General features: G+C 70.7%; 19 protein-coding genes. 7 read left to right on the plus strand and 12 right to left on the minus strand.

The window, feature by feature from the left end:
• Positions 1-92: 92 nt before the first annotated feature.
• Positions 93-1082, plus strand: coding sequence for an aldo/keto reductase (locus OOK38_RS31860; protein ID WP_266766157.1), 990 nt, complete (start codon positions 93-95; stop codon positions 1080-1082).
• Positions 1083-1415: 333 nt separating this feature from the next.
• On the opposite strand, the gene OOK38_RS31865 is transcribed toward OOK38_RS31860, so the two are convergent.
• Complete coding sequence (locus OOK38_RS31865) at positions 1416-2303, minus strand: nucleotidyl transferase AbiEii/AbiGii toxin family protein (protein ID WP_266849174.1); 888 nt, start codon at positions 2301-2303, stop codon at positions 1416-1418.
• The gene (locus tag OOK38_RS31870; protein ID WP_266849176.1) at positions 2255-3034 is read right to left on the minus strand and encodes a hypothetical protein; all 780 of its coding nucleotides are present in this window, start codon (positions 3032-3034) and stop codon (positions 2255-2257) included. The genes OOK38_RS31865 and OOK38_RS31870 overlap by 49 nt, the downstream gene beginning before the upstream one ends.
• A gap of 581 nt (positions 3035-3615) precedes the next feature.
• On the opposite strand from OOK38_RS31870, the gene OOK38_RS31875 reads away from it, so the two are divergent.
• A complete protein-coding gene (locus OOK38_RS31875) occupies positions 3616-4923 on the plus strand; it encodes a hypothetical protein (protein WP_266849178.1) in 1308 nt (435 codons plus the stop codon).
• A 52-nt stretch (positions 4924-4975) separates the two neighbouring features.
• Here the strand turns inward: OOK38_RS31875 and OOK38_RS31880 are convergent, their stop codons facing one another.
• From OOK38_RS31880 to OOK38_RS31895, 4 genes are all read right to left on the minus strand, one after another.
• Complete coding sequence (locus tag OOK38_RS31880) at positions 4976-5443, minus strand: hypothetical protein (protein ID WP_266766153.1); 468 nt, start codon at positions 5441-5443, stop codon at positions 4976-4978.
• Positions 5444-5880: 437 nt separating this feature from the next.
• On the minus strand, positions 5881-6522 hold the full coding sequence (locus tag OOK38_RS31885; RefSeq protein WP_266766152.1) for a uridine kinase: 642 nt from the start codon (positions 6520-6522) through the stop codon (positions 5881-5883).
• A 376-nt stretch (positions 6523-6898) separates the two neighbouring features.
• Positions 6899-7606, minus strand: coding sequence for a metal-dependent transcriptional regulator (locus OOK38_RS31890; protein WP_266766151.1), 708 nt, complete (start codon positions 7604-7606; stop codon positions 6899-6901).
• A gap of 8 nt (positions 7607-7614) precedes the next feature.
• Positions 7615-8148 (minus strand): YbhB/YbcL family Raf kinase inhibitor-like protein, encoded by a 534-nt coding sequence (locus tag OOK38_RS31895; RefSeq protein WP_266766150.1) that lies wholly within the window; start codon positions 8146-8148, stop codon positions 7615-7617.
• A gap of 156 nt (positions 8149-8304) precedes the next feature.
• On the opposite strand from OOK38_RS31895, the gene OOK38_RS31900 reads away from it, so the two are divergent.
• The 3 genes from OOK38_RS31900 to OOK38_RS31910 all read left to right on the plus strand — a co-directional run bounded on the left by OOK38_RS31900 (position 8305) and on the right by OOK38_RS31910 (position 13339).
• A complete protein-coding gene (locus tag OOK38_RS31900) occupies positions 8305-9003 on the plus strand; it encodes a GntR family transcriptional regulator (protein ID WP_266849179.1) in 699 nt (232 codons plus the stop codon).
• Positions 9004-9665: 662 nt separating this feature from the next.
• Entirely contained in the window at positions 9666-10358 is a 693-nt protein-coding gene (locus tag OOK38_RS31905) for a hypothetical protein (protein WP_266849181.1), read from the plus strand.
• 74 nt (positions 10359-10432) lie between these two features.
• Entirely contained in the window at positions 10433-13339 is a 2907-nt protein-coding gene (locus tag OOK38_RS31910; RefSeq protein WP_323178838.1) for an AAA family ATPase, read from the plus strand.
• A 3-nt stretch (positions 13340-13342) separates the two neighbouring features.
• On the opposite strand, the gene OOK38_RS31915 is transcribed toward OOK38_RS31910, so the two are convergent.
• From OOK38_RS31915 to OOK38_RS31935, 5 genes are all read right to left on the minus strand, one after another.
• Positions 13343-15529, minus strand: coding sequence for a bifunctional serine/threonine-protein kinase/ABC transporter substrate-binding protein (locus OOK38_RS31915; protein ID WP_266849183.1), 2187 nt, complete (start codon positions 15527-15529; stop codon positions 13343-13345).
• Between the two features lie 39 nt (positions 15530-15568).
• Positions 15569-17833, minus strand: a complete 2265-nt coding sequence (locus OOK38_RS31920) for a bifunctional serine/threonine-protein kinase/ABC transporter substrate-binding protein (RefSeq protein ID WP_266849185.1) — start codon at positions 17831-17833, stop codon at positions 15569-15571.
• Positions 17833-18678, minus strand: coding sequence for a hypothetical protein (locus tag OOK38_RS31925; RefSeq protein ID WP_266849186.1), 846 nt, complete (start codon positions 18676-18678; stop codon positions 17833-17835). The genes OOK38_RS31920 and OOK38_RS31925 overlap by 1 nt, the downstream gene beginning before the upstream one ends.
• Before the next feature lie 187 nt (positions 18679-18865).
• Positions 18866-19051 (minus strand): hypothetical protein, encoded by a 186-nt coding sequence (locus OOK38_RS31930; protein ID WP_266849188.1) that lies wholly within the window; start codon positions 19049-19051, stop codon positions 18866-18868.
• A gap of 468 nt (positions 19052-19519) precedes the next feature.
• Entirely contained in the window at positions 19520-20344 is an 825-nt protein-coding gene (locus OOK38_RS31935) for a hypothetical protein (protein WP_266849190.1), read from the minus strand.
• A 312-nt stretch (positions 20345-20656) separates the two neighbouring features.
• Between OOK38_RS31935 and OOK38_RS31940 the strand changes: the two genes are divergently transcribed.
• Positions 20657-24253, plus strand: coding sequence for a SpoIIE family protein phosphatase (locus OOK38_RS31940; RefSeq protein WP_266849191.1), 3597 nt, complete (start codon positions 20657-20659; stop codon positions 24251-24253).
• A gap of 138 nt (positions 24254-24391) precedes the next feature.
• Here OOK38_RS31940 and tnpA read toward each other — a convergent pair whose 3' ends face one another.
• Positions 24392-24808 carry an IS200/IS605 family transposase gene (tnpA, locus tag OOK38_RS31945; protein WP_266849193.1) on the minus strand — a complete coding sequence of 139 codons (417 nt, stop codon included), beginning with the start codon at positions 24806-24808 and terminating at the stop codon, positions 24392-24394.
• A 25-nt stretch (positions 24809-24833) separates the two neighbouring features.
• Between tnpA and OOK38_RS31950 the strand changes: the two genes are divergently transcribed.
• A complete protein-coding gene (locus OOK38_RS31950; RefSeq protein WP_266849195.1) occupies positions 24834-26042 on the plus strand; it encodes an RNA-guided endonuclease TnpB family protein in 1209 nt (402 codons plus the stop codon).
• The last annotated feature ends 56 nt before the right edge of the window (positions 26043-26098 follow it).

Raw genomic sequence — 26098 nt, forward strand, 5'->3', positions numbered from 1 at the left:
CGCTTCTCACGGGATGCCGACGTCGGAATCCGCCGCTTGAATCGACGAGGGGCTTCGTGCGCTCGAACGACAAGGAAAGGCTGGGACACGACATGCACAAACGCAGTCTGCGGGACCTCCAGGTATCACCCATCGGCCTGGGGTGCATGGGCATGTCTGCCTTCTACGGATCCACCGATCGACAGGAGAGCATCGCGACCGTCCGGCGCGCCCTCGACCTCGGGGTGAACTTTCTCGACACCGCGCAGATGTACGGGCCGCTCACCAACGAGTCCCTCGTCGGCGAGGCGATCCGGGGACATCGCGAGCAGTACGTGATCGCGACGAAGTTCAACTACCGGATGGACAACGCCGTGCCGGGCGACATCAGCACGGTCGGCCCGCAGGACGGCTCGGCCGAGCACGTCCGCAGCTCCGTCCACGGCTCCCTGCAGCGTCTTGGGACCGACCGCATCGACCTGTACTACCAGCACCGGGTCGACCCGAACGTACCCATCGAGGAGACGGTCGGCGCACTGGGCGAACTGGTGGCCGAGGGCAAGGTGCGGTGCATCGGCCTGAGCGAGGCGAGCTCGGAGACCATCCGGCGCGCCCACGCGGTGCATCCGATCACTGCGGTGCAGAGCGAGTACTCGCTGTGGTCACGGGACGTGGAGGCCGAGGTATTGCCCGCCTGCCGTGAGCTGGGCATCGGCTTCGTGCCGTACTCGCCGCTCGGCCGCGGCTTCCTCGCCGGGCGGTTCACCTCGACGGATGAGCTGGACGCGAACGACTGGCGCCGGGAGAACCCGCGTTTCCAGGACGCCAACCTGGAGGCGAACCTGCGGCTGGCGGCAAAGGTGAAGGAGATCGCCGCCGAGAAGGACGTGACCCCGGCCCAGCTGGCGATCGCCTGGGTGCTGGCCCAGGGCGAGGATCTGGTACCGATCCCGGGCACCAAGCGCCGCACCTACTTGGAACAGAACGCCGCCGCAGCAGGCATCGCGCTGACCGAGGAGGAATTGGCCCGCATCGAGGCGGAGCTGCCCGAAGCGGCGGGTGAGCGGTATGACGAGGCAGGGATGCGAGCCGTCAATCGCTAGTGCCGCGTGAACGAACCTGACCGCTCTCCTTGCCCGGATTCCTCGGGGCCACGGTCGCAGTACACGGCCGCCGACCTCAGGACTGGCATCATCAGCCACCGGTCCAGGGCCAGTTTCTGCCACAGGTCCGGGCGGCCCTGCAGGCGCATGGGATCGGGCCGTGCTGTTCGCGTTCGCCCGGTTCACCGGCTGCCGCTTGAGAGCGGTGCAGAACGTGACTGCGGACCAGTTCCTGTCCCATCTGCGCCGTGAGCGCGGCTTTGCCCTCGGAAGCCCCACGCACCGAGTCCGTCATCGCTGTTCCCGCGCTTCAGACCTTTCACCGAGCCCGGATCAGCCAGCGGTCCCCTTGAACGTTTTCGTCACAGCCTGCACCAGCCGGTCCGCGTACTCCCGCTCGGCATCCCTGAATTGCGGGTACTCGGTGACGAAGTGGTCCCACTCCACGTACCCGACCGCCTCCGCCACGTCCTCGAGCAGGATCCGCTCGCGGTTCGCATATGGCCACTCGCCCGACAGCCGGAACACCTCGTGCAGTAGCTCGTAGCGGAGCGGATGCCGCTCGGCCAGCAGCACGGCGTCGTACAGATCCTTGCCCTGGCCGTGCATGTCGGTGATCAGCCACATCAACTTCCAGGCCAGGGACAGTTCCGGCGTGGCCGCCTGCACGACCGTGCCGCCCGGCAGCTCTGCCGGCCGGGGCGCTTCGGGCAGCCGCTCGTTGAAGACGAAGTCGAGCTGGACATGGCCGCCCGGCAGCCCGGGCGACACCCACGGCAGCACCATGCGGCAGCCCGGTACCCGGTCGTAGGTCCAGATGTCCTCGACCACCGCACCCTGCGCCGAGATCCCGACCTCGGGTCCGTGCGCTTCGGCCAGCGTCTGCGCCGCCGCGGCGATCCCGCGCAGCATGTGGTCCGTACGGTCGTCGTCGATCCGCCAGGTGTCGGGGACGACGACGAAGTCCAGGTCGCCGGGCTCGCGGGCGGCATCCGGGAACCACACCGACATCAGCACGCTGCCCCGCAGCACCAGTGCGTCCGCCCACGGCGACGCGGCGATCGCGTCCAGCACCAGGTGCAGGGCCCGGCGCCGGGCCGCCCGCCACGTCTCGCCCCGCGCCGGATCTCCGAACCGCGGGTCGGTCGCGCGGTAGGCGTTCTCGTGGTGCTTCAGCGACGGGTCGAAGACGGGACGCTGCACCACGTCGTCCCCTGCCACCCACTGCAGCGTCTTAGGCAGGTCCTGTGCACTGCGGGTGACCTCGTCCAGCGGTTCCCGGGGCAACTCGGTGCTCCGCCAGCCGAATCCGTCCCATGCCGTCCCACCCATCTCCGTACCCCCACAGGCTCCGCGATCCAACCGTCGTCCACGGACAGGTCACTGTCATAAAGCACGAACTCCCGCTCCACGCCCAGCACCACGAATCCGCCCAGCTCCCTCAGCAACTGCTCCAGCGCCCGCCCCGCCCCGTCGGCGCCCACCCCGCGGCACCGCTGCGTCACGAACCGCTCGTGCCGCGCGCCGGCCCGTACCCGCAGGGCGTTCCACGACAGATGGGCGCCGTGCGGCACCACCCGGGCCGCGAGCGCGGCCAGGTCCGTACCCGCGTCGAGCAGCAGCTTCACGTGATGCTCGAAGTACCGTTCGTCGTCCCCGCCGAGCCGAGCCGGTACCTCCGCGGCCCACGGCGTGGACTCGGTCTTCACCCGTACCGGCTCGAAGCCGTCCGCACGAAGCCCCGCCACGACGTCCCGCACTCGCTCGGCCTGCTCAACGTACGACGAGGAACCGGACAGCGTGAGCATGGGCTGATCGCGCATCCGGCCGCGCGCCAGCACGATATGCGTCAGCTTCAGACCACCCGAAGCCGCCCACCGCTGCAGCCGCACCCACTCGTCGGGGTCGGCACAGCGGACCGTCACATGCGATTCGTACAGGGAAGCGGACACCCGCGGATCCTGCCAGACCACGGCCACTCACGCCCATTCGACCGTTGCTGAGTCCGTAGTCAGGTCTCAGCATTCCGGGATCCTGTGGGAGAAGCAGACGAAGGGCAATCCGGTGACGCGGCCGGCCGCATCGTGCGGCGGGACTGACTGACACTCAACGGACGCCGGCAGCTGCGGGGCGGGCACCTTTGTGCCCTCCGGACGCGCCGGGGTGGCCGGTGCCGCTCGTCCATTTGGCAGCGCGACGCTGAGGCTCAGGCGCGAGCAGGCACTCACGGCTGCCCGCTGCCGGTCACCGAGGTGGTCCCGATGAGACGGGCCTTCGATCTCGGCCAATGATCCGTCCTCATCTCGCCATCCCTGCGAGGCTGCGGCAATTGCGGTCATTCGTTCGATAGATCTTTTCTCGACCAGGTGTTCGGGCATGGGGTCCGGCACCAGCTGAGTTCGGGGGTTCAATCATGAACGGAGCCTTGCTCCGCCGTGCCCGCAGACGGGCACTGACGATGATGACGGCTGTCGCCCTTCTGTCCGCGGCAGCGCCATCCATGGCGAGAGCCGAAAGTCCCGCAGATCTGCAGGTGGAGTCCTACGTGCTGCCGGCAGGAACGGCGGCACCGTCACTCAAGGCACTACGGAGCGAGGGCGGTACGCAGCGGCTGCGCGAGCTTGCTCGAACCGCAGATCCTGCTGAGCGAACGGCGCGGGAGACGGTGGGGCCAGCCCGCTCGTACGCGCCGCTGGCGCGCCATGCGTCCGCTGCCGCACCGGCCGCAAAGAGCAGGCTCTCACCTGCGGGGCCGCCGGGTGCGCAGATCGCGGTACCGGAGCCCTCGCGGACGCTGACGTTCGACGAATGCAAGAGAGGACTGGGCAGCACCACGAACTTCTTCATGAAGTCCCGGTTCGCGGTCTGTTCGGGAGCCTCGTTCGTCCAGACCTGGGTCGTCAACCGCGAGCCCGTCGGCGTTAGCCAGTTCAACGTCCGCGTCGTGGGAACCATCGCCAAGAACAGCCGCACGATCAACTTCCAGTACTACTTCACCGAGATGGTGGCCCACGGCGAGACCGAAGTGGCCGCCATGAAGATCACAACGAAGGCCGGCATTCCCCGGAGCTGGCCCTCCGGTGTCCGCTACACCCGCGGCGGCCACATGCCCGGGACGAAGACCTTCACCGAACTCTCCGCACAGCGCACCTTCAACGACACCGTCAACGCCAAGCCGGGGCAGGGCAGTAGCGGTTCCACAGATCTGGTGTTCTCCGTCTACCAGCCCTCCATCTCCATCACCCCGCCGCCCAACGCCACGCTGACCGGTGATCTCAAGGGCAACATATTCATGCTGGCGCCGCGCTGGGAGGCTGCGAAGTACCTCGCCTACTCAACCGGCGGCGGCAACCCGGCCAGAAGGGGCGCAGCTACGTTCAGCTACGTGCCCACGCTGACCTACAGCACCAAGCCCGGCGCCAGCGAGCGGGCCGCGGCGCAGCACGTCAAGACGGCGTTCACTCATCCGGAAGACACCAACCCGTACATGTCCGCGAAGAAGGTGCCCGGTCAGACGCCAGGCGCCCCGCTGCACCGCACCGTGGACAAGACCCGCAAGGAAGACAACCGCAAGGCTGCGATCAAGCAGTGCAAGCGGTACTGGGGTCCCAACTACAGCCACGGCGCGACGCTGGAGTGCGACGAGTACCCCTTCGCCTCCACCTACGAAGGTGCCGCCGAGTACGACTACGACCCTGACGCGAGAAAGTTCAACTTCTCCGTGCGTCCGATCGCGAAGGCGGACAACGGGGCAGGCGGCAGCCTGCTGCTCAGCTTCTACGCGAAGAACCGCCTCATTGACGGCCTCGAGGACGGATTCATCGTGAAGATCGTCTCCTGACCTGTGTGAAGCCGGGCCGGCGGCAGTATGCGGCCGCCCCGGCTCCCGCCGGTCAGGCTGTGCGGGGCCAGAACTGCACCAGATACTTCTCGACCCCGTGGCCAGTGCCCTCTTCCTCCGACAGACGCGCGGCCGCGGCACGCCCGGTGCAGCTCACCCGCACACGCCAGAGCCCGCCCGAGTCGGCCAGAGTGATCACATCGTCAGCACGCCCCAGACTCATCGACCACACGGCGACTTCGCCGCTCGTCGATTCGTAGTCGGCTTCCGCCTGCTCGTCCCACTGCACCCGGTCGTGCGAGGCCGGCGGGCCGTCCCACACCTCGACGGTGACCGACGCGGTGTGCGTGTGGCCGGCGCTGTAGATATCGAGCCGTCCCGGGAAGGCGTTCAGGAACACCTCGTCGGCGAAGTCGTCCGGGAACGGGACCAGGATGTCTCCGTCATCGGACTCCTGAAAACCAAAGCCGTGGTAGCCCACGTCAGCATCAAGATGCTGCTGCCGGACAAGCTCAGCCATGAGAGCCCCTCTGATGTGACAGACGACTGATCCTTGCCCTGATCGTAAGTCGGCCTGGCTGTGAGCTCGATCCGCTTTGGGAGGATGCCCGCGCCGCCGCAGCGGCTGCTCGCCCGGGTTGCGGAACTGATCCACGGCGAGATCTGGGCCGGGAAGACGTTCCCCACCGCGGGGTGAGCGCGAGATGCTCAGTTCCGCCTCAGCCAGCGTTAGTTGTGCGCAATTGCCCGGCCCTCCCGCGCAGTGCCGGGCGAAGCGGAAGAGAGCCTGGATGCGGGTCTTCCCCTGATCCCGCCATATGTCGCCCCTGCAGTTCGCCTGGCTGCAGGTGAACTGGATCGGTCGTGATTCGCCTGAGAGCCCGCGGGGGGTTGGGCTGTGTTGCCGGAAGCGTGATCACGCGGTGTCTCTCGCCGGGGCCGGTGCCGCCGGGCACGTCACAGCGCGAACGCCGGGACTCCGGGGGTACGGGTCACACCGCACACCCCCCGTGCCCGCGAGGACGCTGCGGGCGGCGGCGCGAGGGCCGGCTCGATCAGCGGCATGACGGCCGCCAGCATCTCCGCCTCGCTCGCCCTCCCGTCCACGACCAGATCGGCCGCTGTCCGGGAGGGCGCGACGTGGGCTGCGTGGCGGTCCCTGCCGGTCTGCAGATAGTTGCGCAGGGACAGTCGGGGGTCCTGCCGCTGCATCTCGATCTTCCGGAGGATCTTGCGGGCCAGGCGTATGTCGTCGGGGGTGTCGACGTACACCCGCCACGCCGCCCGCCGGACCACGGACGGCAGTGACAGCGCGAACAGGCCCTCGACCACCACCAGCAGCACGCCGGGGCGCAGCAGCGCCGCGTCGATGGCATGTGCCACCGCTGTCTCGTCGATCGACCCCGGATGGTTCCAGTCGAGGACGGCATGCCCGTCGGCACTGACCGTCCACACACCCCTCAGGGGGTCGTGCGCGGGCACGTAATAGTCGTCCAGATGGACCAGCGCCACGCTCTCGGGACACTGCAGCGACAGGGCTTCGGCAAGGGTGGACTTGCCCGATGCGGTGCCGCCTGCGACCGCCAGTACACCCGTCATACCGGGCGCTCCTCATGTGCTCAAAGGGGATAGATGAAGCGGCCGGACAAGCCGGGTGCAGGGAATGTACGGCGGCGTGATCGCCTATGGCAAGCAGGGAAACGCGGCCCGGTTCAGGGCCGCGACCTCGGTCGACCTGCGCACCGGTCTCGGCGATGCCGCGGACCTTCAGCGTGGCGTAACGGCCCATGCGCCGCGGGCGTGCTGTCCAGAACGCTCTCGCCCTCGATGAGGTCCCGGCAGGCCTGGGAGAACTGGCCAGCTGTCACGTGCGGAGCGAGCTCGTGCACGCGTTCCGCTGAATCAGGCGGACGGCCCTCGACCACGATCGTGGTCGAGAGCCGTCCGCCTGCCTGCAAGGGCCTTACAGCCTGGGTCAGCGCCCGGCTGGGCTCCGCTTGGCCACGAAGACATGCGCGGCGGCCTGCGTGGGGAGTTCCGCGGCCTCCCCGTCGCTGCTGACCATCACGCCGCCGGGCGAGGACGTCACGCTCACGACCACGCCGGGCTGCACCCCGGCGTGCCGCAGGGTGTACATCAGCTGAGGGTTGGTCTGGATCAGCTCCCTGATGCACCGTACGACCGCGCTCGCGCCGTTCGGCCCGGGCTCAAGGTCGCTGAGGCTGACCATGCTCTCGCCGGGGAGCGGATCCACGGTGCTCTTCCCGCCGAGTTCCTCCAGGCCCGGGATCGGGTTGCCGTAGGGCGACTTGGTCGGGTGCCGCAGCAGCTCAAGGATGCGGCTTTCGACGGCCTCGCTCATCACGTGCTCCCAGCGACAGGCTTCGGCGTGGGCCCGTTCCCATTCCAGCCCGATCACGTCGACGAGCAGGCACTCCGCGAGCCTGTGCTTGCGCATCACGCGCGTGGCGATCCGCCGGCCCTCCGCGGTCAGCTCCAGGTGCCGGTCGCCGGCGACGTGCAGCAGACCCTTGCGCTCCATGCGGGCGACGGTCTGGCTGACGGTGGGGCCGCTCTGGTCCAGGCGCTCGGCGATGCGGGCGCGCAGGGGGACCACGCCTTCTTCCTCGAGCTCCAGGATCGTGCGGAGATACATCTGAGTGGTGTCGATGAGTGGGGACATGCTGTTGGTCAGGCGGGGGTTTCGGCGGTGGCCGTCAGTACCGCACGGCCGAGGATGTGGCCGGCCATGGTGAAGCCGAGGACGGCCGGGGTGGCGTCGGCCGGGACGCCGATGGAGGTGACGTCGAGGGCGTGCACCACGACGAAGTAGCGGTGTGGGCCGTGCCCGGCCGGCGGGGCGGCGCCGATGAAGCGGGCCGCACGGGCGTCGTTGGGCAGCTGGAAGGCGCCCTCGGGCAGGCCCGAGCCGGCGTCGTCGCCGGCGCCCTCGGGCAGCTCGGTGACGGTGGCGGGGACGTCGGCGACCGCCCAGTGCCAGAACCCGGACCCGGTGGGGGCGTCGGGGTCGTAGACGGTGACGGCGTAGCCCTTGGTGCCTTCCGGGGCGCCGCTCCAGGACAGCTGCGGGGAGACGTCCTTCCCGCCGGGGACGCCGGAGGAGTACTGCTCGGGCGACCAAGCGGCGCCGTCGGTGACGGTGGTGCTGGTAACGGTGAAGGAGGCCACCTCGGGGAGGCGGGCGAAGGGGTCGTTGGCGCTCATCACGTCGTTCCTTTCAGGCCGTGCCGTGGGTTGGCGGTGATGCGGCCGACGGGGCCCACAGCGTCGTGTGGAGGCACCGCCACCGTCTTTCACCGGCCGATAGGTCGACCATAACACTAATAATCGATTATTCACTGGATCGTCTATGCTTGGGTCATGACCCAGACGGCCCACACCTCGACCTCACCGGGGAAGCAGATGCTCTCCGAGCAGGTCTACGCACACCTGCGGGACGCGATCATGCGCGGCAACCACGCCCCCCGTGACGCCCTCAAACCGCAGGACCTCGCCAAGGAACAGGGCGTGAGCCTGGCCGTCGTCCGTGAGGCACTCGTGCGACTGGTCGGCGAGGGCCTCGCCGACCGGCTGCCCAACCGCGGCTTCGCCGTCCCAGCCTGCTCTGACCGCCGCTGGCAGGAGATCGCGGAAGCCCGCCGGACCATCGAACCGGTCGTGCTGCGCATGTCCATCGAGCGCGGCGACGTCGACTGGGAGTCCCGCGTACGAGCCGCCCACCACCGCCTGGCCCGCACCCCGGCGTACGCGCCGGAGGAGGGCGAGTACTACAGCGGCGCATGGTCCGAAGCCCACCGGGTCTTCCACCGCACCCTGCTGGAGGGCTGCGGCAACCCCGTCCTGCTGGAGACCTTCGACCGGACATGGACCGCGAGCGAACTGGCTCGCCGCTGGTCGGCGCACCGCGTCCCCGACCGGGACCACGCCGGCGAGCACCGCCAGCTGGAGGAGGCGGCGCTGGCCCGCGACGCCGACACCGCGGCCGAGGTACTGACCCAGCACCTCACCCAGACCGCGGCTGGACTGACCGGCTGCACCCTCCACGAACCCGCGAACTAAGCCCGATGCGCCTCGCCGACCCGGCCGGAGATCTGACCTGATCACCGACACCGGAGCTGTGGACGGCGCCGACGCCAGTGAGATTCCGCCCGCCCAAGCCACTGCGCGACGAGTTCGAGGCGTTCGCCAAGGGCAAGGGGCCCACGCCAACGTTGCCGGGTCGAGCACCGTCTGGCGGGCGCTGGGCAGGAGTTGCCGGATTTGTGGCCGTGGTTGACGGCGTTGCGGGTGGAGAACAAACGGCGGTCGGAGCGTCAGGACGATGAGCCGCCGGTTGTTGAGCTGCCGGATGTCGGCTGAGCCTCACATGGCTGAGGACCTCTGTTCGCGGACGTGCGGATCGGCGCGTACCGACTGCCCCCGTCGCAGGATCCCGCACAGTGCGACGCGGACCGGTCGACCCCGAACCCCTCACCCACCGGGTCGACGGCCTGGGACATCTACCATCCGTGACGCGGTCACGGCCGGGTGGTCGACCGCAACCATGGTCAGCTGTGCGGCGTGTGATCCGGTGGGACGGCTTTCGCCTGTCCCCGACCGGAAGGCGAGGGGGCCCGATGGCGCAGGAGCAGACCGGGGACACGACGTCGCGGACGAGACCGGGCACGAGGCGGCCCAGGACAGTGCGAGGCCATGCGCTGCGCTGGGTGTTCCGCCTGGTCATGGCTGCCCTGATCCTGCTGCTCGCCATGCGCACCTACGAGGAGACGGGCGTCGCGCACGCACGGTCGAACGGGACGCTGCACACGGCCGATGCCACCATCACGAAGCTGACGTCCCACACGACGAGTGGGAGAGACGGCGGAGGCCAGGACGGCGGTAGCGGCGACTGGATCGTCACCACCAAGTACACGATCGAACTGCGCGTCGGCGACGAGACGAAGACGGTGAACGGCGTCCCGAACGATTCCGCGAACGACCTCCAGGAGGGACAGCGGGTCCAGGCGGGCCTATGGCACGGGCGGGTCGTGGAGATCGACGGGCGTGACGTGTGGCTCGGCTGGCACCCCGGGGGGTGGGACATGGCACTGTTCATGCTCTACCCGTTGATCACGGGCTATCTGATCGACCTCGCCCTGGCCGCCGCCGCGTACCTGGCCGGCCTCGACGGCCGGGTACGGCTGGAGCGGCAGCACCGGCTGGGGCCCTGGGGGTTCGGGTTCGTCGTCGGGGTGGCGGCGATCTTCGTGCTCATCGTGTGTGCGGCTTTCGGGAACAGCATCGCGTACTGGCCGGTCGTTCCCATGGGCGCCGGAACGGCCGCCGCGCTGGTGAGGCTGAGGGGAGCGCCCCGGCGGGTCCGGGCCACCCAGGTCGCTGACACATCCAGCGGAAATGCACCGGCCCAGGTCTGATGGCCGGGGCCCGGCCGCCCAGGGGACCACTCTGGAATGATCACGCAAAATCGGTGGGGAATGGAGACGCGCTGGTGCCAGCGGTGGACGGGACGGCGACGATGCTGGTCGGCAGATCCGAGGAACTGAGGCGGTTCGACTCGGTGATCGCCGGTCTGGGGCAGGACGGCGTCCCCGCCGTGGTCGACATCGCCGCAGACGCCGGTATGGGGAAGAGCCGGCTGCTGAGCGAGTTTTGTGCGCGGGCGCGGCAGCGTGGGCTGACCGTGCTGCGCGGCAGGGCCACGGAGTACGAGCGGCACACTCCGTTCCAGACGTTCACGGACGCGTTCGCCGACGTCGATCGTGCCTTTCTCGACTCGGACGACGTACCCGAGGCGGCGGCACCGGTGCTGTACGGCGCCGACAGTGTGCAGGGCGCCGCGTCGGGCACGGGCAACCGCGATCGATTCGGCCTCTATCGTGCCGTCACGGAAGTGCTGACCAGGCTCGGGGAGCGGAGCGGGTTGGTGATGGCCCTGGACGACCTGCACTGGGCGGATCCCGCGTCCCTGGAGCTGTTGGACCACTTGATCCGACACCCCGCGTCCGGCCGGATGCTGCTGGTCGTGGCCCGGCGGGAACGACAGACGCCGCACTCGCTTGCCGCCGCTCTGACACGTGGCATCGACAGCGGAGCCGTACTGCGCATGCCGCTGCGGCCGCTGCCCGAGCAGGACTCGATCGAGGCGCTGGCCTCCGACCTGCCACCGGGCGACGCCAGCAAGATCTATGAATCCAGCGAAGGCAACCCGCTCTATCTCCTCTCCCTCCTGCACGCCTACCGGCACGGCGCGTCGTCGCACGGCACCACCATCCGGGCCCACGACGACACCGCGTCCGGCGTGCCGAGCGGACTGGGATCGCTGCTGCTGGACGAACTGACCGCGCTGACCGAGGCACAGCGCCGTACCGTCGAAGCGGTGGCGGTCCTCGGTGACCATGCCACGCCCGCGATGCTGAGCCTGACGACCGGACCCACCACGGCGGAGGAACTCGACGACTGCATCGGTGCATTGGCGCGACGGGATCTGCTGCGCAGGGGGTCCGACGGGCGCTGGACCCTGCGCCACCCGCTGCTGCGGGCACTGGTCTACGAGAACACCCCCGCACCGCGCCGCGCCGAGATCCACCGGGGCGCGGCGGACGAACTGGCGCGGGCAGGAGCCTGCGCCGCCGAGCGGGCTCATCATGTCGAGAGGTCGCTGGTCGGCTGGGATTCGGTGTCGGCGGCCGTGTTGAGCGAGGCGGCCGCCCAGTTCGCCCACACGGCGCCCGCTACCGCCGCACATCTGCTGGAGGTCGTCCTCCGGCTCATGCCGGAGGCACCCGCCCACGCCCAGCAGCGTGGGGATTTGACGCTGGCGCGCGCCAGAGCCCTCGGTGTGGGCGGCAGCCTGCGGGAGAGCCGCGATCTGCTCCACACGCTGATCAGCAGGTCCGGGCCGGATGACGCATCGCTGCGCGGGGACGCGATAGCGCTGTGCGCGATGATGGAACGGCACCTCGGACACTCCCCGGAAGCGATCGCCCTGCTGCAACGGGAACTGGTCCGCAGCCCTGGTCCTGAGCCCCGCCAGGCGGTCTCCCTGGGGCTCGCGCTGGGCATGGCGGCCCTGAACACCGTCTCCTACCCCGACGTACGCGACGACATCGAGCGGACGCTCGCGACGGCCCGCTTCCACGGCGACCTCATGGGAGAGATGGGGGCCCTGGCGCTGGGGTCGTTGGGCGAGGCCTACGAAGGGGAGACGGAGGTGGCCCGCCGGTTCGCCGATGCCGCCGCCGGGCTCGCCGACGGTCTGACCGACCCCAACCTCACGGAACTGTGCGAGTCGCTGGTGTGGCTGGCCTGGGCGGAAGCCCTGCTGGAGCGCTACACCGACGCGGAACGCCACGCCGACCGGGGGCTGGACATCGCCCGTCGCAGCGGCCAGGTCCACGTCTTGCCACACCTGCTGAGCAGCAAGGCCTTCGTGCACCTCAACACCTGCCGGCTGCCGTCCGCCCTGGAGTCGGCGGAGGAGGCGGAATCCGTCGCACGAGCCATCGGCAGCAGCGATCTCCTGGCCTTCACCCTGTGTTTCAAGGCGCTGATCCTGCTCCCGCACCGCCCTCTGGGCGACACCAGGGCCGTGCTGACCGCCGAGGAGGCCGTGGCCGCGGCCGGCGGAAGCCGCCACTGGTGGGCGTCGCTGGCCAGCTGCGTGCTCGGTCACACGGCGCTCGTGAGCGGCGACCCGCACCGCGCACAGGACGCCATCCTGAGGGCGGGCGGTCCTGAACTGCTGGGGCTGCAACCCTCCATACGCCCAGGCCAGCTGGACACCCTCGTCAGCACCGCCCTCGCGATCGGTGACGTCGAGCAGGCCGCGCGCTGGGCCGCACGAGCCGTCGAGGAGGCCGACCGGATGGGGCTGCACGGCCAGCGCGGGGCGGCACTGCGGGCCGAGGCGGCGCTCGCCCAGCACCAGGGTGACGCCCGCGCGGCCGCAGACCTCTTCGAGCGTGCCGCGCAGGCGTACGCACCCTCCGGCGCGAGGCTCTGGGAGGCGTACTCCCTGCTGCTGGCGACGACCCAGGCACAGGCCGCGGGCGACGGTCCGCGCGCCGTCGCGATGTGGGAGCGGGCCCGCCGTATCGCCGACGACGGCGGCGCGCGCCTGCTGTCCGACCTGGCCGCGCTCGTGCGTCCCCCAGCAGAGGAGGCACCCCTGGTTCCCACGGAACTCGACCAACTGACCGCACGTGAACGGGAGATCGCGGAACTCGTCGCCGAAGGACTGAGCAACCAGGCCATCGCGACCAAGCTGTACCTCAGTCGCCGTACGGTCGAGACCCACCTGTCGGCGATCTACCGGAAGACCTCTGTGTCGTCCCGCTCGGCGCTGGCGGGCCTCATGACGCGCACGGTCCTGGACCGGCGCGCGCGTGGACAATGAAACTCAGGCCGTGGCGTCCCGGTAGTCGCCGAGACAGCGGAAGGCGCCCCCGGTCGCCCGGAACAGGTACATCGCGTCCGCGTACCGGTAGGTGGACGAGTCGTAGCGCAGCCGTTTGGTGATCCCCCGGTAGTCGGTCTCCCGCAACCGGCCCATGATCGCGCCCCGTTCCGCGCGCAACGCGCCCAGGGCCGTCATGGCGCGGGCCACGAAGAGCGTCGCGTCGTAGGCCTCGGCGGAGTACCAGGGCGGTGCGGTGTCGAAGCGGGCGCGGTAGGTGGCGACGAAGGACTTCGCTGCCGTCACCCGGGCCGGATCGAGGAAGGCGGTGGCGAACACCCATCCGTCGGCGGCGTCGCCCGCCGAGGTGAGGAAGCGGGGGTCGAGGGCGCGGTGGCCGGCCAGCCGCGCACCGGAGTAGCCGGCGGAGCGCAGCGCCCGGGCCAGCCGCGCGGCCCGCGCGTACCCGCCGCCGAACACCACCGCGTCCGCTCCCGCATCCGTCACCGACTCCGCGAGGGTCCGGAAGTCGCGGTCCGCGCCGTCCTCGGCGGCGAGGGTGCGCCGGACCGTGGTGCGCTGGGCGGATCGGACGGCCTCGTCGACGCCGGCGCACAGACGCCAGCTGAAGTCGCCCTCGGCGCCATCGTCGATCAGCGCCGTCTTGCGGGTCCCGGCGGTGCGGACGAGGTACCTGACGACCGGCGCCGCCAGGGTCGCGTCATCGGGGCGGGTGGCCGCGTACACCCGGTACTTGGTGGGGTCCACCTCGTTCAGTCCTACCGACACGGTGACCATCGGGAGCCGTGCCTGCTGGTAGAGGCCGAGGGTGGCCTTCGCACAGGCGTCGGTGGTCGGCCCGAGCACCGCGCGGACCCGGTCGTCGGCCGCCAGCCGCCGGGCGACCTGCCGTGCCCGGGTCGCGCTTCCTTCGTCGTCGTGCACCTGGAGCGCCAGGTCGAAGCCGCGCCCGGCGCGGGAGTTGAGGTGGTCGAGGGCGAGCCGGACGCCGTTCTCCTGGGCGCGGCCCGTCGTACGGCCGCTGCCGCTCAGGTCGGCGTGCAGGGCAACTACGAGGCGCGGGAGCCGGGTTCCGCTTCCCTGGGCCGAGGTGCGGCCGGGGCCGTTCGCCGTCCACCACGCTGCCGTTCCGCCGGCCGCCAGGACCCCGGCGGCCGAGCCCAGTACCAAAAAGCGGCGGCGCGTGGCGCCTCCCGGGCCGACGGCCGTCTCAGCGCCGGGCGCTGCGTCGGCCACCGTCGCCCCGGACGCCCCGGACGCTCCGGACACCTCGGTCGCGTCGACGGCGGGCAAAGCGAGCACGGCGGCCGAACGGCGCGCGATCAGCCGGGTCAGGGACTCCGGCAACCAGCCCCCGCCCTCGCCCGTACCGTCCAGGGCCCGACGTATCTCGGCCACGGCCGGCCGGGAGCCGGGCTCCTTCGCCAGGCACCCCCGCAGCAGTGGCAGCAACGGCTCCGGTACGCCGTCCAGTTCCGGCTCGTCATGGACCGTGCGCACCAGCATCCCGGCCGCGGAGCCATGCCCGAAGGGGCGCTCGCCCGTCACGGCGTACGCCAGCAGACAGCCGAGCGAGAAGACGTCACTGGCCGGCCCGATCTCCCGGCCCCTGCCCTGCGCCTGTTCGGGGGAGAGGAACCCGGGGGAGCCGACCACCATCCCGCTGGCGGTGAGCGCGGTGTCCTCCGGCATCCGGGCGATACCGAAGTCGATCATCCGGGGTCCGTCGACGGCGAGCAGAACATTGCCGGGCTTGACGTCCCGGTGCACCAGCCCCGCCCCGTGCACCGCGTCCAGCGCCTCGGCCAGCCGCGCCCCCAGGACGCGGACGGTCCCGTACGGCAGCGGCCCGCACTCCTCCACCGCCTCCGCCAGCGAGGGCCCCGGCACGAACGCCGTGGCGAGCCACGGCGACTCCGCGTCCGGGTCCGCGTCGAGCAGCGGTACCACCCAGGGGTTGGCGACCCGGCCCCCCGTCTCCACCTCACGGCGGAAACGGGCCCGGAACCCCGCGTCGTCCGCGTGCGCCGCACGGATCACCTTCACCGCGGCGAGCGCGCCTCCGGCAGAGCGGGCCAGATACACCACACCCATGCCGCCCGCGCCCAGCCGGCGCAGCACCCGGTAGCCCGCGATCCTGGCCGGGTCGGCGCCGCGCAACGGCTCCATCAGCGCCTCACCCGGTGGACACCTGGTACGAGCGCCCCATCAGGTGGACACCTGGAACGGCGCCACGCCCTGGTACGCGAACCGGCCGCCGGCGACCTTCCACAGGTAGACCCCGCTGCCGTCGATGACCAAGGCCCCGGTCGCCTTGTCGAACGCGAGGTTCCGGCTGATCCCCTTGTACGTGGCCGAGCGCAGCGCCGCCGTCAGGTTCTGCCGGGTGCGGCGCCCGGCGGTCAGCGAGCGCAGAGCGCGTACGGAAAGTTGCGCCACGTCGTACGTCTCGACGGCGTACCGCTCCGGCTCCGCGTCGAAACGCTTGCGGTAAGCAGCCCTGAACGCCTTCGCCTCGGGCGCCACGGTGGCGTCCATGACCGGGGCGACGATCACCCAGCCGTCGGCCGCGTCCCCCGCGGCGGACAGGAACCGTGCGTCGAGCACCCCCTGGGCGGCAGCCCTGGCCCCCGGGAAGTCACGACTGCCCAGTTCCCGGGCCAGCAGCGCCGCCCGGTCGTGGTAACCGGCGAACACCACGGAGTCCGCGCCCCCGTCGAGCAGGGCATCCAGGGTTGGCCCGAAGTCGGTGCGCAGGGCGCTGACCACCTTCGGCACGGCCGGCTGCCGTTCCTTCCGCAGGATGTTGGCGAGGGTGCTGCTGATCTCCCAGCCGTAGGCGTCCGCCGCCCGGTCGTCGACGATCCCGACCGTGCGCGACTTCGCGGTGCCGCGCACATACGCGTCCAGGTAGAACGGCAGGACCGTGTCCGTCACCCGGGCGTGCAGGAAGGACCGGCTGCCCATCACCCCCAGCACGGTGGCGCCGGGCGACACCGCGATCAGGGGCAGCGAGGCCGCATCGTACGCCGCCAGCGAGGCCAGGGCGGTGGCGTCCGTGGTGGGACCGATCACGGCCAGCACGGAACGGTCGGCGACGAGCTTCGCGGCCGCCTTGGGTGCCCGGGCCGGATCGCCACCGTCGTCCACCGTCTTCACAGCGAGAACAAAGGGACTGTCCGCACGGGAGTTGAACTCGTCGACCGCCAGCCGCAGCCCCCGCTCCTGAGCCCGGCCGACCGCCTTCTGATCGCCGCTCAGGTCGGCATGCAGACCGAGGGTGTACACGGGACTGCTGGAGTTCGGGGCGGCGTTGTCGTTCTCGCCGTCACCGGAGAGCGCCGCCCACGCGGCCAGTCCGCCCCCGGCCGTGACCACCGCCGCGCCTCCGGCCAGCAGGAGGAAACGGCGTCTGCCGACGGCACGGACCGCGGGCTGCGCCGCCGTGTCCGTCGCAGCGGTGCCGACGGACGCGGCGTCGACCTCGGTCTCGTCGATGGAGGGCAGCGCGAGCCCGGCGGCCGACCGTTCCGCGATCAGCCTGACCAACGGCTCGGGCAGCCAGGCCTCGTCGCCGGGGGCCGACTCCGTTTCGCCGGGAATCCTGTTGTCCTCGGGTTCTGGAGGACGTACGACGCGCAAGGCCTCCCGCGGGTCGGAAGGCGAGGCGGGCGACAAGGGCGCGGCGACCGTGAGCGCCTCGGCCGTAGGCCGCAACTCCGGGTCCTTCTCCAGACAGCTGCTCACCACCTCGGCGAGCTCCGCCGGAACACCCTCCAGATCCGGCGCGTCGTGCACCGTCCGGTACAGCAGCGCGTCGATCGACCCGGTGCCGAACGGAAGGCGCCCCGTCGCGGCGAAGGCCAGCACGCAGCCCAACGAGAAGACGTCTCCGGCCGGTCCCGGATCCCGTCCGCCCCGCGCCTGTTCCGGTGGCAGGAACCCCGGCGTGCCCACCACGACACCGGTCGTGGTGAGCGCAGTGTCCTCAAAATTGCGGGCCACACCGAAGTCGATCAGCCGTGGGCCGTCGAGCGCCAGCAGCACATTGCCCGGCTTGACGTCCCGGTGTACGAGACCGGCCGCGTGCAGCTCCCGCAGCGCCTCGGCGAGCCGCGCCCCGAGCACCCGCAGGCTCGGCACCGGCAGCGGCCCGTGCGCGGCGAGAGCCTCGGCGAGCGAGGGACCGGGGACGAAGGTGGTCGCGAGCCAGGGCTGTGCCGCCTCGGGGTCCGCGTCCACCAGGGACGCCACCCACGGGCTGGTCATCCGGCGGGCCGTGTCCGCCTCACGCCGGAATCGCTCCCGGAAATCGGGGTCCTCGGCGTACTCGGCCTGAATCACCTTCAGTGCGACCAGAGTTCCGCCGGCCGAGCGGGCCAGGTACACCACCCCCATACCGCCCGCGCCGAGCCGTCCCAGCAGCCGGTAGCCCGCCAGCCTGGCAGGATCCGAAGTTCGCAGCGGCTCCATCACTTCCCCTTCAGCCGCTGCTCGATGCGCGTCAGCATCTGAGCCAGGGCCTTGCTGCCCAGTTGTTGGAGTTCCTGCGCGGTGTTGCCCTTCGAGCCCGTCACGGAGACGGCCACGACGACCGTGCCCAGCCGGGCGACCATCCACCGGTACGGCTGCGCGGCACCGCCGTTCTCGACGTAATCGCCGGCCTCAAGTACGGAGTCGTCGGCGTACTCCTGCTCGCGGGCGCCGAAGGGGGTGCCGAGCGACATGAGACCCGTGATCCGCTCGTCGGACCGGGGCCGCTGCTCCGGGCAGCGCAGCACCTCTTCGAGAGTGGTGCTCAGCTGCTCGTCGGCGCCCAGGACGGAGGCGTGCACGGTGGCGACCGCCGTCACCCTGACCGCGCCCTTGCCTCCGCCGGCCGGCAGCCGGCTGTAGCGGGACGTGCTCGCCAGCACCCCGCGCGAGACCTTCTCACGCTGCCAGCGGCAGTCCTCGTTCAGCACGGCCCAGGTACCCGGGGTGCTCCCGGCCGGAGTCTGGGCGACGAAACTCCGCCCCCAGCCGGCCGGGGCGAGCACGACGGACTCGGCCAGCCGGCGCCCGTCCTTGGAGGTCCTGGGGACGAGGGAGGCATCGGGCGTGAAGACGGAAGAGGCGGCGGACGCGCCGGCCGACGGGGTCTCCCCGCTGACCGGCGAGGAACTGGCCGAGGCGCGCGGCGAAGTACCGGCCGAGGGCGAATCGCTCTGCCGGGAAGGCTGGTTGTCCGTCCCCTGGGCCGAACACCCGGCCAGCAGAGTCCCCGCGACCAGCAGCGTCACCCAACTGCCCCGCATCCCATGGGCGTTGCTTGTCACTCAGTCCCCTCAACACCGTTCGTGCCATTCGACTCGTCGAACATAGATGGCCGGGAGGGAACGGACCTCCGTAGAACCACGTATCTGGTTACGTAATCCGCAAGCGGAACGACGACAGTCGCGGTCAGCACCAACGCGCCCGCAATCACGCATAGGAACCGTTCGAAGAAGACGACCGGGATACCCCTCATCGGTGGAGCAGGGCGGAGGCGACGGCGCCCAGCGTCGTCGTCACCACCACCGACGCCCAGAACAGTACGGGCCGTACGACGACCCGTGGAGGCGAGCCGTGCCGGCGCCTCAGCAGCCCGCGACGCCCGATGTGGACGGTCGCCCAGACCCAGCCGACGATTCCGACCAGCGCGGACGCCATGTGCCGGGCGCTCCACTCGTCAGGCCAGGCGAACAGGCAAGCCGGGCTGAACGAGAGCATCCACGACGCGCGGTGGCAGTCCACTGTGGGAGAGCTCGTCGAGCCAGGACGGCAGGGAGCCGGCGTCGCGGACGGTTGTCGAGCATGGCGACGAACCGGCGGACTGGCGCCACCCACCGAAGTCCCACTCCTCGACCTCGGTGCCATCGTCACCGCAGTTCAGCAGGTAGTGGGTCAGCCGGTCTCCTTCGCCGACCCGGACCTGCCGCCCGTCCTGCTCTATCCGCTGGCGCCGTCCGGTCCCGCGCCTCAGTTCGGCCCGGCCGAGGCGTCGTTGTCGGCACTGCTCGGACGCACCCGCGCCGCGATTACTTGGCCCCGCGCCCGTGAGCCGAGTTACGTCGGCCCAGGTGTACCCGTCGCCTCAGTCCAGGTCGACAGGCCCATCGGCGGGGAGCCGACCTCGCTTCACTCCGTAGCCTGGGTGGCTCGCTGTGTGCGGAGTGTTTCGGCGACCTCGTAGGCGGGGGCCGGGTCGTAGACGGTGATGCTGTTTCCCGGGTTGTACATCGCGCTTGCTCGTGGTGTGTATGTGTGGCTTCTGACGCCGTGGTGGGCGGCTGTCTCGTCGACGGCCTCGAGGGGCACCTGCCACAGGGCGGCGACACGGGGGCCGGCCAGCCATTCCTCGGGGCACGAGAAGTTCCTTTGGGCCTCGGTGCGGTGCTCGACCTCTACTGCGCAGGGGGTGAGCTCCCCCGTGAGCCAGTCGGTCAGGGTCCCCGCGTCGATGAGCGCGAGCGGGGAGGACGCCGCCGGCCGGCACTCCAGCCTTCCGCCCGTGGAGTGCAGCGTCACAGTGATCGACTTTCGTAGGCCCAGCCTGGTCTGCTCGACGACCACGATCCGCTGGAGATCATCCATCGCGAGTGTCGAGCGGCGCAGGAAGCGGGCGATCTCCACCTGCGGCGGAACATGCCGGGGACGGAACTCGACCCATCGCACCATGCCGGCCGGCACGGTGTACAGCAGGACAGCCACGATCAGGATCGCGGCCAGGGCCATGATCCCCAGCACGACCCAGACGATGCCCCAGACCAGCGCGTACCCCGAGACAAGAGCGACCACCAGCACAGGCAGCAGAAGCGGCAGCGCGATCAGCGGAACCAGAACCCCGCTGCCGAGCATGCTGAGCAACTCCCGCACCCTGCCAGGAACAACCACCAGCCGCCAGCCCTCCGCGGTCGGCCCGACAACTCCTGCTAAAGCAGAGGCGCTTCGATCAGTTGCCATGACGAAAGCATAGGGCTCGGCACCGGAGTCGGTAAGGAAGCGTCAGGCGTACCGCGGCACTTCGCAGGTGGGGCGCCGCCGGGGCCTCAGGTGGGGTCGATCCTGGCTTCAGGCAGCCCACGGCCACGTGCCCTTTGCGGCCCGCCACCTTCCTCCCGCACGTCCCGCCCTTGTCCGTCGGTGCCGACAGTGTCGGCCGCCCGCAGGGACTGCGAGTCGGCGATCACCGCCGTCGGCGTGCGGCTGCAGGCGTACACTACTGGGCAAATAGCCTCTTATTTGCCTTAATCTTGCAATTCGGAAGATTTCTCGATGACCCGGCCCGATGACCCGCGCACGGCGGCGGCCCGGGTGTTCGCCGAGGGCGGCGCGTTCGGCGAGCTTCTGGCAGGGATCGACTGGGCGGCGACGCCGCTCGGGCCCACCGTCTCCTGGCCGGGGCCCCTGGTGGACACGCTGCGCCTCATGCTCACCTCTGAGCATGGGATGGCTCTGTACTGGGGGGCTGAATTCGCCACGCTGTACAACCTGGGCTCCACACCCATTGTCGGCGCCAAACACCCCTGGGCGCTCGGCAGGCCCTATAAGGAGGTGTTCCCCGAGGTCTGGGCCCACCCCGTGAGCTCCCACTTCCACTATGTGACCGGCACCCGCAAGCCCCTGCTGGTCCCGGATGAGCTGCTCATCATGGAGCGCCACGGCTTTTTGGAGCAGTGCTACTTCGACTCCGCCTTCCAGCCCGTGCTGCTGGATGACGGCACCGCCGGCGGCGTGCTGCAGATCCTCACCGAGACCACCGGCCGGGTACTGGGCGAGCGCCGACTGCGCCTGCTGAGCGAGACCGGCACGCGCACGGCCGGGCTGCCCACTCCGGGCGAGGTCGCCCGCGTGGTCGCCGAGGTGGCGGGCTCCTACCCCGACGAGATCCCGTTTCTGGGCCTGTACCTGGCCTCCGAGCCAGGGATGCAGCGGCTGGCGGCCTCCACCGGGCTCCGGTCGGCGCCCGAGACCGTCTCGCTGAGTGCGGCCGACGGGCCGGAGGCGGCGGCCCGGCTGGCGCAGGTGGTCGCCGACGGTGCCCCGGCCACGCTGCCGGCCGCCGCGTTCACCGACGGCAGCACGGCCGGGCAGCACGCCGCGGCCCCCCGGCTCCCGGTCGAGCAGGCGCTGGCCCTTCCGCTGCACTGCGCGGGCCAGGTGGAGGGCGTGCTGGTGGTGGGCGTCAACCCCTGCTTCCCCCCGGCCGGGGCCTACCACGACTTCCTGGAGGTGCTCGCCTCAGCCGTGGCCGGGGCGCTGTCGGCCGCGCTCGCGCACGAAGAGCAGCGCAGGCGGGCGGAGGCGCTGGCCGAGCTCGACCGGGCCAAGACCACCTTCTTCGCCAACGTCAGCCACGAGTTCCGCACCCCGCTCACCCTGCTCCTGGGCCCGCTCCAGCAGGCCCTGGCCGACGAGGACCGGCCCGAGCGGCGCGAGCAGCTGGAGCTGGCCGAGCGCGGCGCCCTGCGCCTGCTGAAGCAGGTCAACACCCTCCTGGACGTCGCCCGGGCCGAGGCCGGGCAGATGCGCCCGGCCCTCGAGCCGGTCGACCTCGCCGGTGCCACGGCCGAGCTGGCCGGGGTGTTCCGGTCCGCCTTCGAGGCGGCAGGGCTGACGCTGGAGGTGGACTGCCCGCCGCTGCCCAAGCCGGTGCCCCTGGACCGGGAGATGTGGGAGAAGACCATCCTCAACCTGCTCAGCAACGCCCTGAAGTTCACCTTCACCGGCGGCGCCCGGGTGCAGGTGGCCGCGGCCGGCGACCGGGCCAGGCTGACCGTGACCGACACCGGCACCGGCATCCCAGCGGACGAGCTGCCGCGCCTGTTCGAGCGCTTCCACAGGGTCCGCGGCGCCCGCTCCCGTTCCCACGAGGGCAGCGGCCTCGGCCTGGTGCTGGTTAAGGACCTGGTGGAAGCGCACGGCGGCACCGTCGGCGTGGACAGCCGCCTCGGCCAGGGCACCACCGTCACCGTGGACCTCCCCTTCGCCACCGCCCACCGGCCCCGCCCGGCCCCGCCCGCTGGCGCCGGATCCCCCGGGGACGCGGCTGGCGCCGGATCCCCCGGGGAAACCCCCAGGGAAGGCGGAGGCGGCCGGCCCGGCCGCGCCGCGGCCTATGTGGACGAGGCGCTGGGCTGGCTGGCGGCCGACCCCGTCCCCGCCGCGGCCACCCCCGCGGCACGCACCCCGCACGCCCCCGCGACCCACGATGCCCCCCACGGCCCCGGCCCGCACGAAACCGACCGCCCCCACCGGGCCCGCTTGCTGGTCGTCGACGACAACGCCGACATGCGCGCCTACCTCACCCAGCTACTGCAGCCCGACTACGACGTGCTGCTCGCCGCTGACGGCCGGGCCGCCCTGGAGATGGCCCTGGCGCAGCCGGTGGAGCTGGTGCTCAGCGACGTGATGATGCCCCGCATGGACGGCTTCGAGCTGGTCCGGGCGCTGCGTGCCGACCCGCGCACCGCCCGCCTGCCCGTCGTCTTGCTCACCGCCCGCGCCGGCGAGGAGGAATCCGTGCAGGGCCGGCACGCCGGCGCCGACGACTACCTGGCCAAACCCTTCTCCGCGCGCCAGCTGCTGGCGCGCGTCCGCACCGGGTTGGAACTGTCCCGGCTGCGCGAACAGGCCCTGACCGAGACCCGCAACCAGCTGGCCCTGCTGGCCTCCCTGGCCGACGCGGGCCTGCGGCTGTCCGCCACCCTCGACCCGGACCAGATACGGCAGACTGCCGGCCAGATCCTGCTGCCCGACTTCGCCGACCAGATCAGCATCCACCTCACCGCCGCAGCACCCGCCCCGGCGCAGTCGCCCCCGCCATACATCGCCGGCACCCCCCTTCTCGCCCACGAGGCCCTGGCCACCGCCGCCACCCACGCGATCAACGGCACCGCCCCAGCCCCAGCCGGCCCGCACCCGGCGCCCGCCGCCGTGCTGGCCCTGCCGCTGCACGCCCACGACCAGACGCTTGGGGCCCTGGTACTGGTCCGGCACACCGACTACTCCGCGGTCGAACACAAGTATCTGGAGAACCTCGCCCACCGCCTGGCCCTGGCCTACGACAACGCCACCCGCTACCACAACGAGCGCCGCCTAGCCCTGACCCTGCAGCGCGCCCTGCTGCCCCACCACCTGCCCCAGGTGCCCGGTGTGCGCCTGGCCACCCACTACCGGGCCAGCAACCGCGGCGCCGAGGTCGGCGGCGACTGGTACGACGTTCTCGAACTACCCGACGGCGCCGTGGGACTGGCCATCGGCGACGTCATGGGCCACGACGTGGAAGCCGCCACCGTGATGGGCCAACTCCGCTCCGCCCTGCACAGCCTCGCCCTGGAGGGCGCCGGCCCAGCCCAGGTGCTGACCAGGCTGGACGCCTACCTGCAGTCGCTCGCCACCGACCGCTTCGCCACCTGCCTGTACGCGGTCTACGACCCCCACCGCCACCGCCTGCGCTACGCCGCCAGCGGGCACCTGCCGCCCCTGCTGGTAGCCGCCGACACCGCCTACCTGGAACTGCCCCCGGCGCTGCCGCTGGGACTGGGCAGCACCCCGGTCGACCGCGAGGTGGCATTCCCGCCCGGCACCAGCCTGCTGCTGTACACCGACGGCCTGGTGGAGAACCGGGCGCTGTCCCTGGACGACGGCCTGGCGGCCCTGCGCCAGACCTGCGACGCGCTGCCCGCCGCCGCCCGCCCCGACCCCCAGCGGATCACCGAACGAGCCCTGGAACTGCTGAACACCCCCGACCGGGTCGACGACGACGCCGCCCTGCTCGCAGCCACCGCCGAACCATCGCGTCGAACCGGCGACCCGCAGACCGACGCAAGTGCCATACAACCGACCGCTACTGCTCGTAGTCATTGCTGAGGAAGCTGCGGATTTGCTAATTCACTGCTACCGGGTCTATTCGCAGTGCACCGGGCTTCAGCCCGGTGGTGAAGTGAATCTGAGAACTGCTCTGACCTGAGCTGTGGGCACGGATCTGCGCTGTTGACTTCAGCCGTGTCAGAGCGGCCGGTTCTGCTGCTCGATGTACTGCTTCACGATGCTGAGTGGCGCGCCGCCGACGGACCCGGCGAAGTACGAGCCGGACCACAGACGCTGTGCCCGCCAGTAGTGGCGGACGAGGTCGGGGAACTCCTGGCGGAGGCGGCGTGAGGATACGCCGTTGAGGGAGTTCACCGGCCTGGACACGGCGACCTTCGGCAGGAAGTTCACGAGCAGGTGGACGTGGTTGGCCTCGCCGTTGAACTCCACGAGCTCGGCCTCGAAGTCCTCGCACACGGCCCGCACGATCTCCTCGCACCGCGTCAGGTGCTGTCCGGAGAAGACGGAGTGCCGGTACTTCGTCACGAAAACCAAGTGGACGTGCATGCGGAAGACACAGTGACGGCCTGTACGAATGTTCTCATCGATACCCATAAACCAACTGCGTATCGTGATCCGTGTGCAGCTTCGGTACAGCTTCCGCTTGTACCCGACGGCTGGTCAGCGCACAGCGTTGGCAAGGGCGTTCGGGTGCGCGCGGGTGGTCTACAACGACGCGCTTCGCGCGCGGGAGACCGCCCGCAGTGAAGGCATGCCGTTTCCGAAGACCGGCGACCTGTCGAAGACGTTGATTACCGAGGCCAAGCAGACGCCGGAGCGTGCCTGGCTCGGCGAGGTGTCGGCGGTCGTGCTCCAGCAGTCCCTGCGCGACCTGGACACCGCGTACCGGAACTTCTTCGACGCACTGAAGGGCAAGCGCCCGCGTATGGGTGCGCCCCGGTACAAGTCGCGGAAGGACACCCGGCAGGCGGTGCGGTTCACCGCGAACGCCCGCTGGTCGATCACCCCGGGACAGAAGCTGCGCCTGCCGAAGATCGGCGACCTGAAGGTGAAGTGGTCCCGCATGCTGCCCTCGACGCCGTCCGCGGTGACGGTGGTCAAGGACTCAGCGGGTCGGTACTTCGCATCCTTCGTCGTGGAGACCGGGCCCGAGGAACTGCTGCCGGAGATGACGCCCGAGGTGGGCATCGACCTCGGCCTCGGGCACTTCGCGGTCCTCTCCGACGGAACCAAGGTCGATTCCCCGCGCTTCCTGCGCCGGGCGGAGAAGCGACTGAAGAAGGCGCAACGGGCCCTCTCCCGCAAGGAGAAGGGCAGCAAGAACCGGGACAAGGCCAGGATCCGCGTCGCACGGGCACACGCCCGTGTTGCGGACGCGCGCCGCGAGTTCCACCACCAGCTCTCCACGAAACTGATCCGCGAGAACCAAGCGGTCGCCGTGGAGAACCTGGCGGTGAAGGCACTCGCCCGCACCCGCCTGGCCAAGTCCGTCCACGACGCCGGATGGTCCGCGTTCGTGACCATGCTGGAGTACAAGGCCGCCCGGTACGGACGAACCTTCGTGAAGATCGGCCGGTTCGAGCCGACCTCCCAGGTGTGCTCCGTGTGCGGCGTCAAGGACGGCCCCAAGCCCCTCCACGTCCGCATATGGACATGTGGGGCGTGCGGGGCAGTCCTGGACCGGGACATCAACGCGGCGGTCAACGTCGCCAAGGCTGCCGGACTGGCGGCAACAGCCTGTCGAGCGCAGGTAAGACCGGGACTTGTCCCGGCACCGCGCGGCGAAGCAGGAACCCACTCGACACCGCAGCCTTCAACGGCGCGGTAGGCGGGAATCTCCCCCTTCAGGGGGGAGAGGATGTCAACGAACTGTCTTCATTGCGC

The sequence above is a fragment of the Streptomyces sp. NBC_00568 genome (genome assembly GCF_026341855.1).
Taxonomy (GTDB): domain Bacteria; phylum Actinomycetota; class Actinomycetes; order Streptomycetales; family Streptomycetaceae; genus Streptomyces.

Excerpts from the sequence above, each read along its gene's own strand:
- OOK38_RS31860 (WP_266766157.1), top strand. The coding sequence starts at position 93 with ATGCACAAACGCAGTCTGCGGGACCTCCAGGTATCACCCATCGGCCTG.
- OOK38_RS31880 (WP_266766153.1), bottom strand. The coding sequence starts at position 5,443 with ATGGCTGAGCTTGTCCGGCAGCAGCATCTTGATGCTGACGTGGGCTAC.
- OOK38_RS31885 (WP_266766152.1), bottom strand. The coding sequence starts at position 6,522 with ATGACGGGTGTACTGGCGGTCGCAGGCGGCACCGCATCGGGCAAGTCC.
- OOK38_RS31890 (WP_266766151.1), bottom strand. The coding sequence starts at position 7,606 with ATGTCCCCACTCATCGACACCACTCAGATGTATCTCCGCACGATCCTG.
- OOK38_RS31895 (WP_266766150.1), bottom strand. The coding sequence starts at position 8,148 with ATGAGCGCCAACGACCCCTTCGCCCGCCTCCCCGAGGTGGCCTCCTTC.
- OOK38_RS31900 (WP_266849179.1), top strand. The coding sequence starts at position 8,305 with ATGACCCAGACGGCCCACACCTCGACCTCACCGGGGAAGCAGATGCTC.
- OOK38_RS31905 (WP_266849181.1), top strand. The coding sequence starts at position 9,666 with ATGGCTGCCCTGATCCTGCTGCTCGCCATGCGCACCTACGAGGAGACG.
- OOK38_RS31915 (WP_266849183.1), bottom strand. The coding sequence starts at position 15,529 with ATGGAGCCGTTGCGCGGCGCCGACCCGGCCAGGATCGCGGGCTACCGG.
- OOK38_RS31920 (WP_266849185.1), bottom strand. The coding sequence starts at position 17,833 with ATGGAGCCGCTGCGAACTTCGGATCCTGCCAGGCTGGCGGGCTACCGG.
- OOK38_RS31930 (WP_266849188.1), bottom strand. The coding sequence starts at position 19,051 with ATGGCGTCCGCGCTGGTCGGAATCGTCGGCTGGGTCTGGGCGACCGTC.
- OOK38_RS31935 (WP_266849190.1), bottom strand. The coding sequence starts at position 20,344 with ATGGCAACTGATCGAAGCGCCTCTGCTTTAGCAGGAGTTGTCGGGCCG.
- OOK38_RS31940 (WP_266849191.1), top strand. The coding sequence starts at position 20,657 with ATGACCCGGCCCGATGACCCGCGCACGGCGGCGGCCCGGGTGTTCGCC.
- tnpA (WP_266849193.1), bottom strand. The coding sequence starts at position 24,808 with ATGGGTATCGATGAGAACATTCGTACAGGCCGTCACTGTGTCTTCCGC.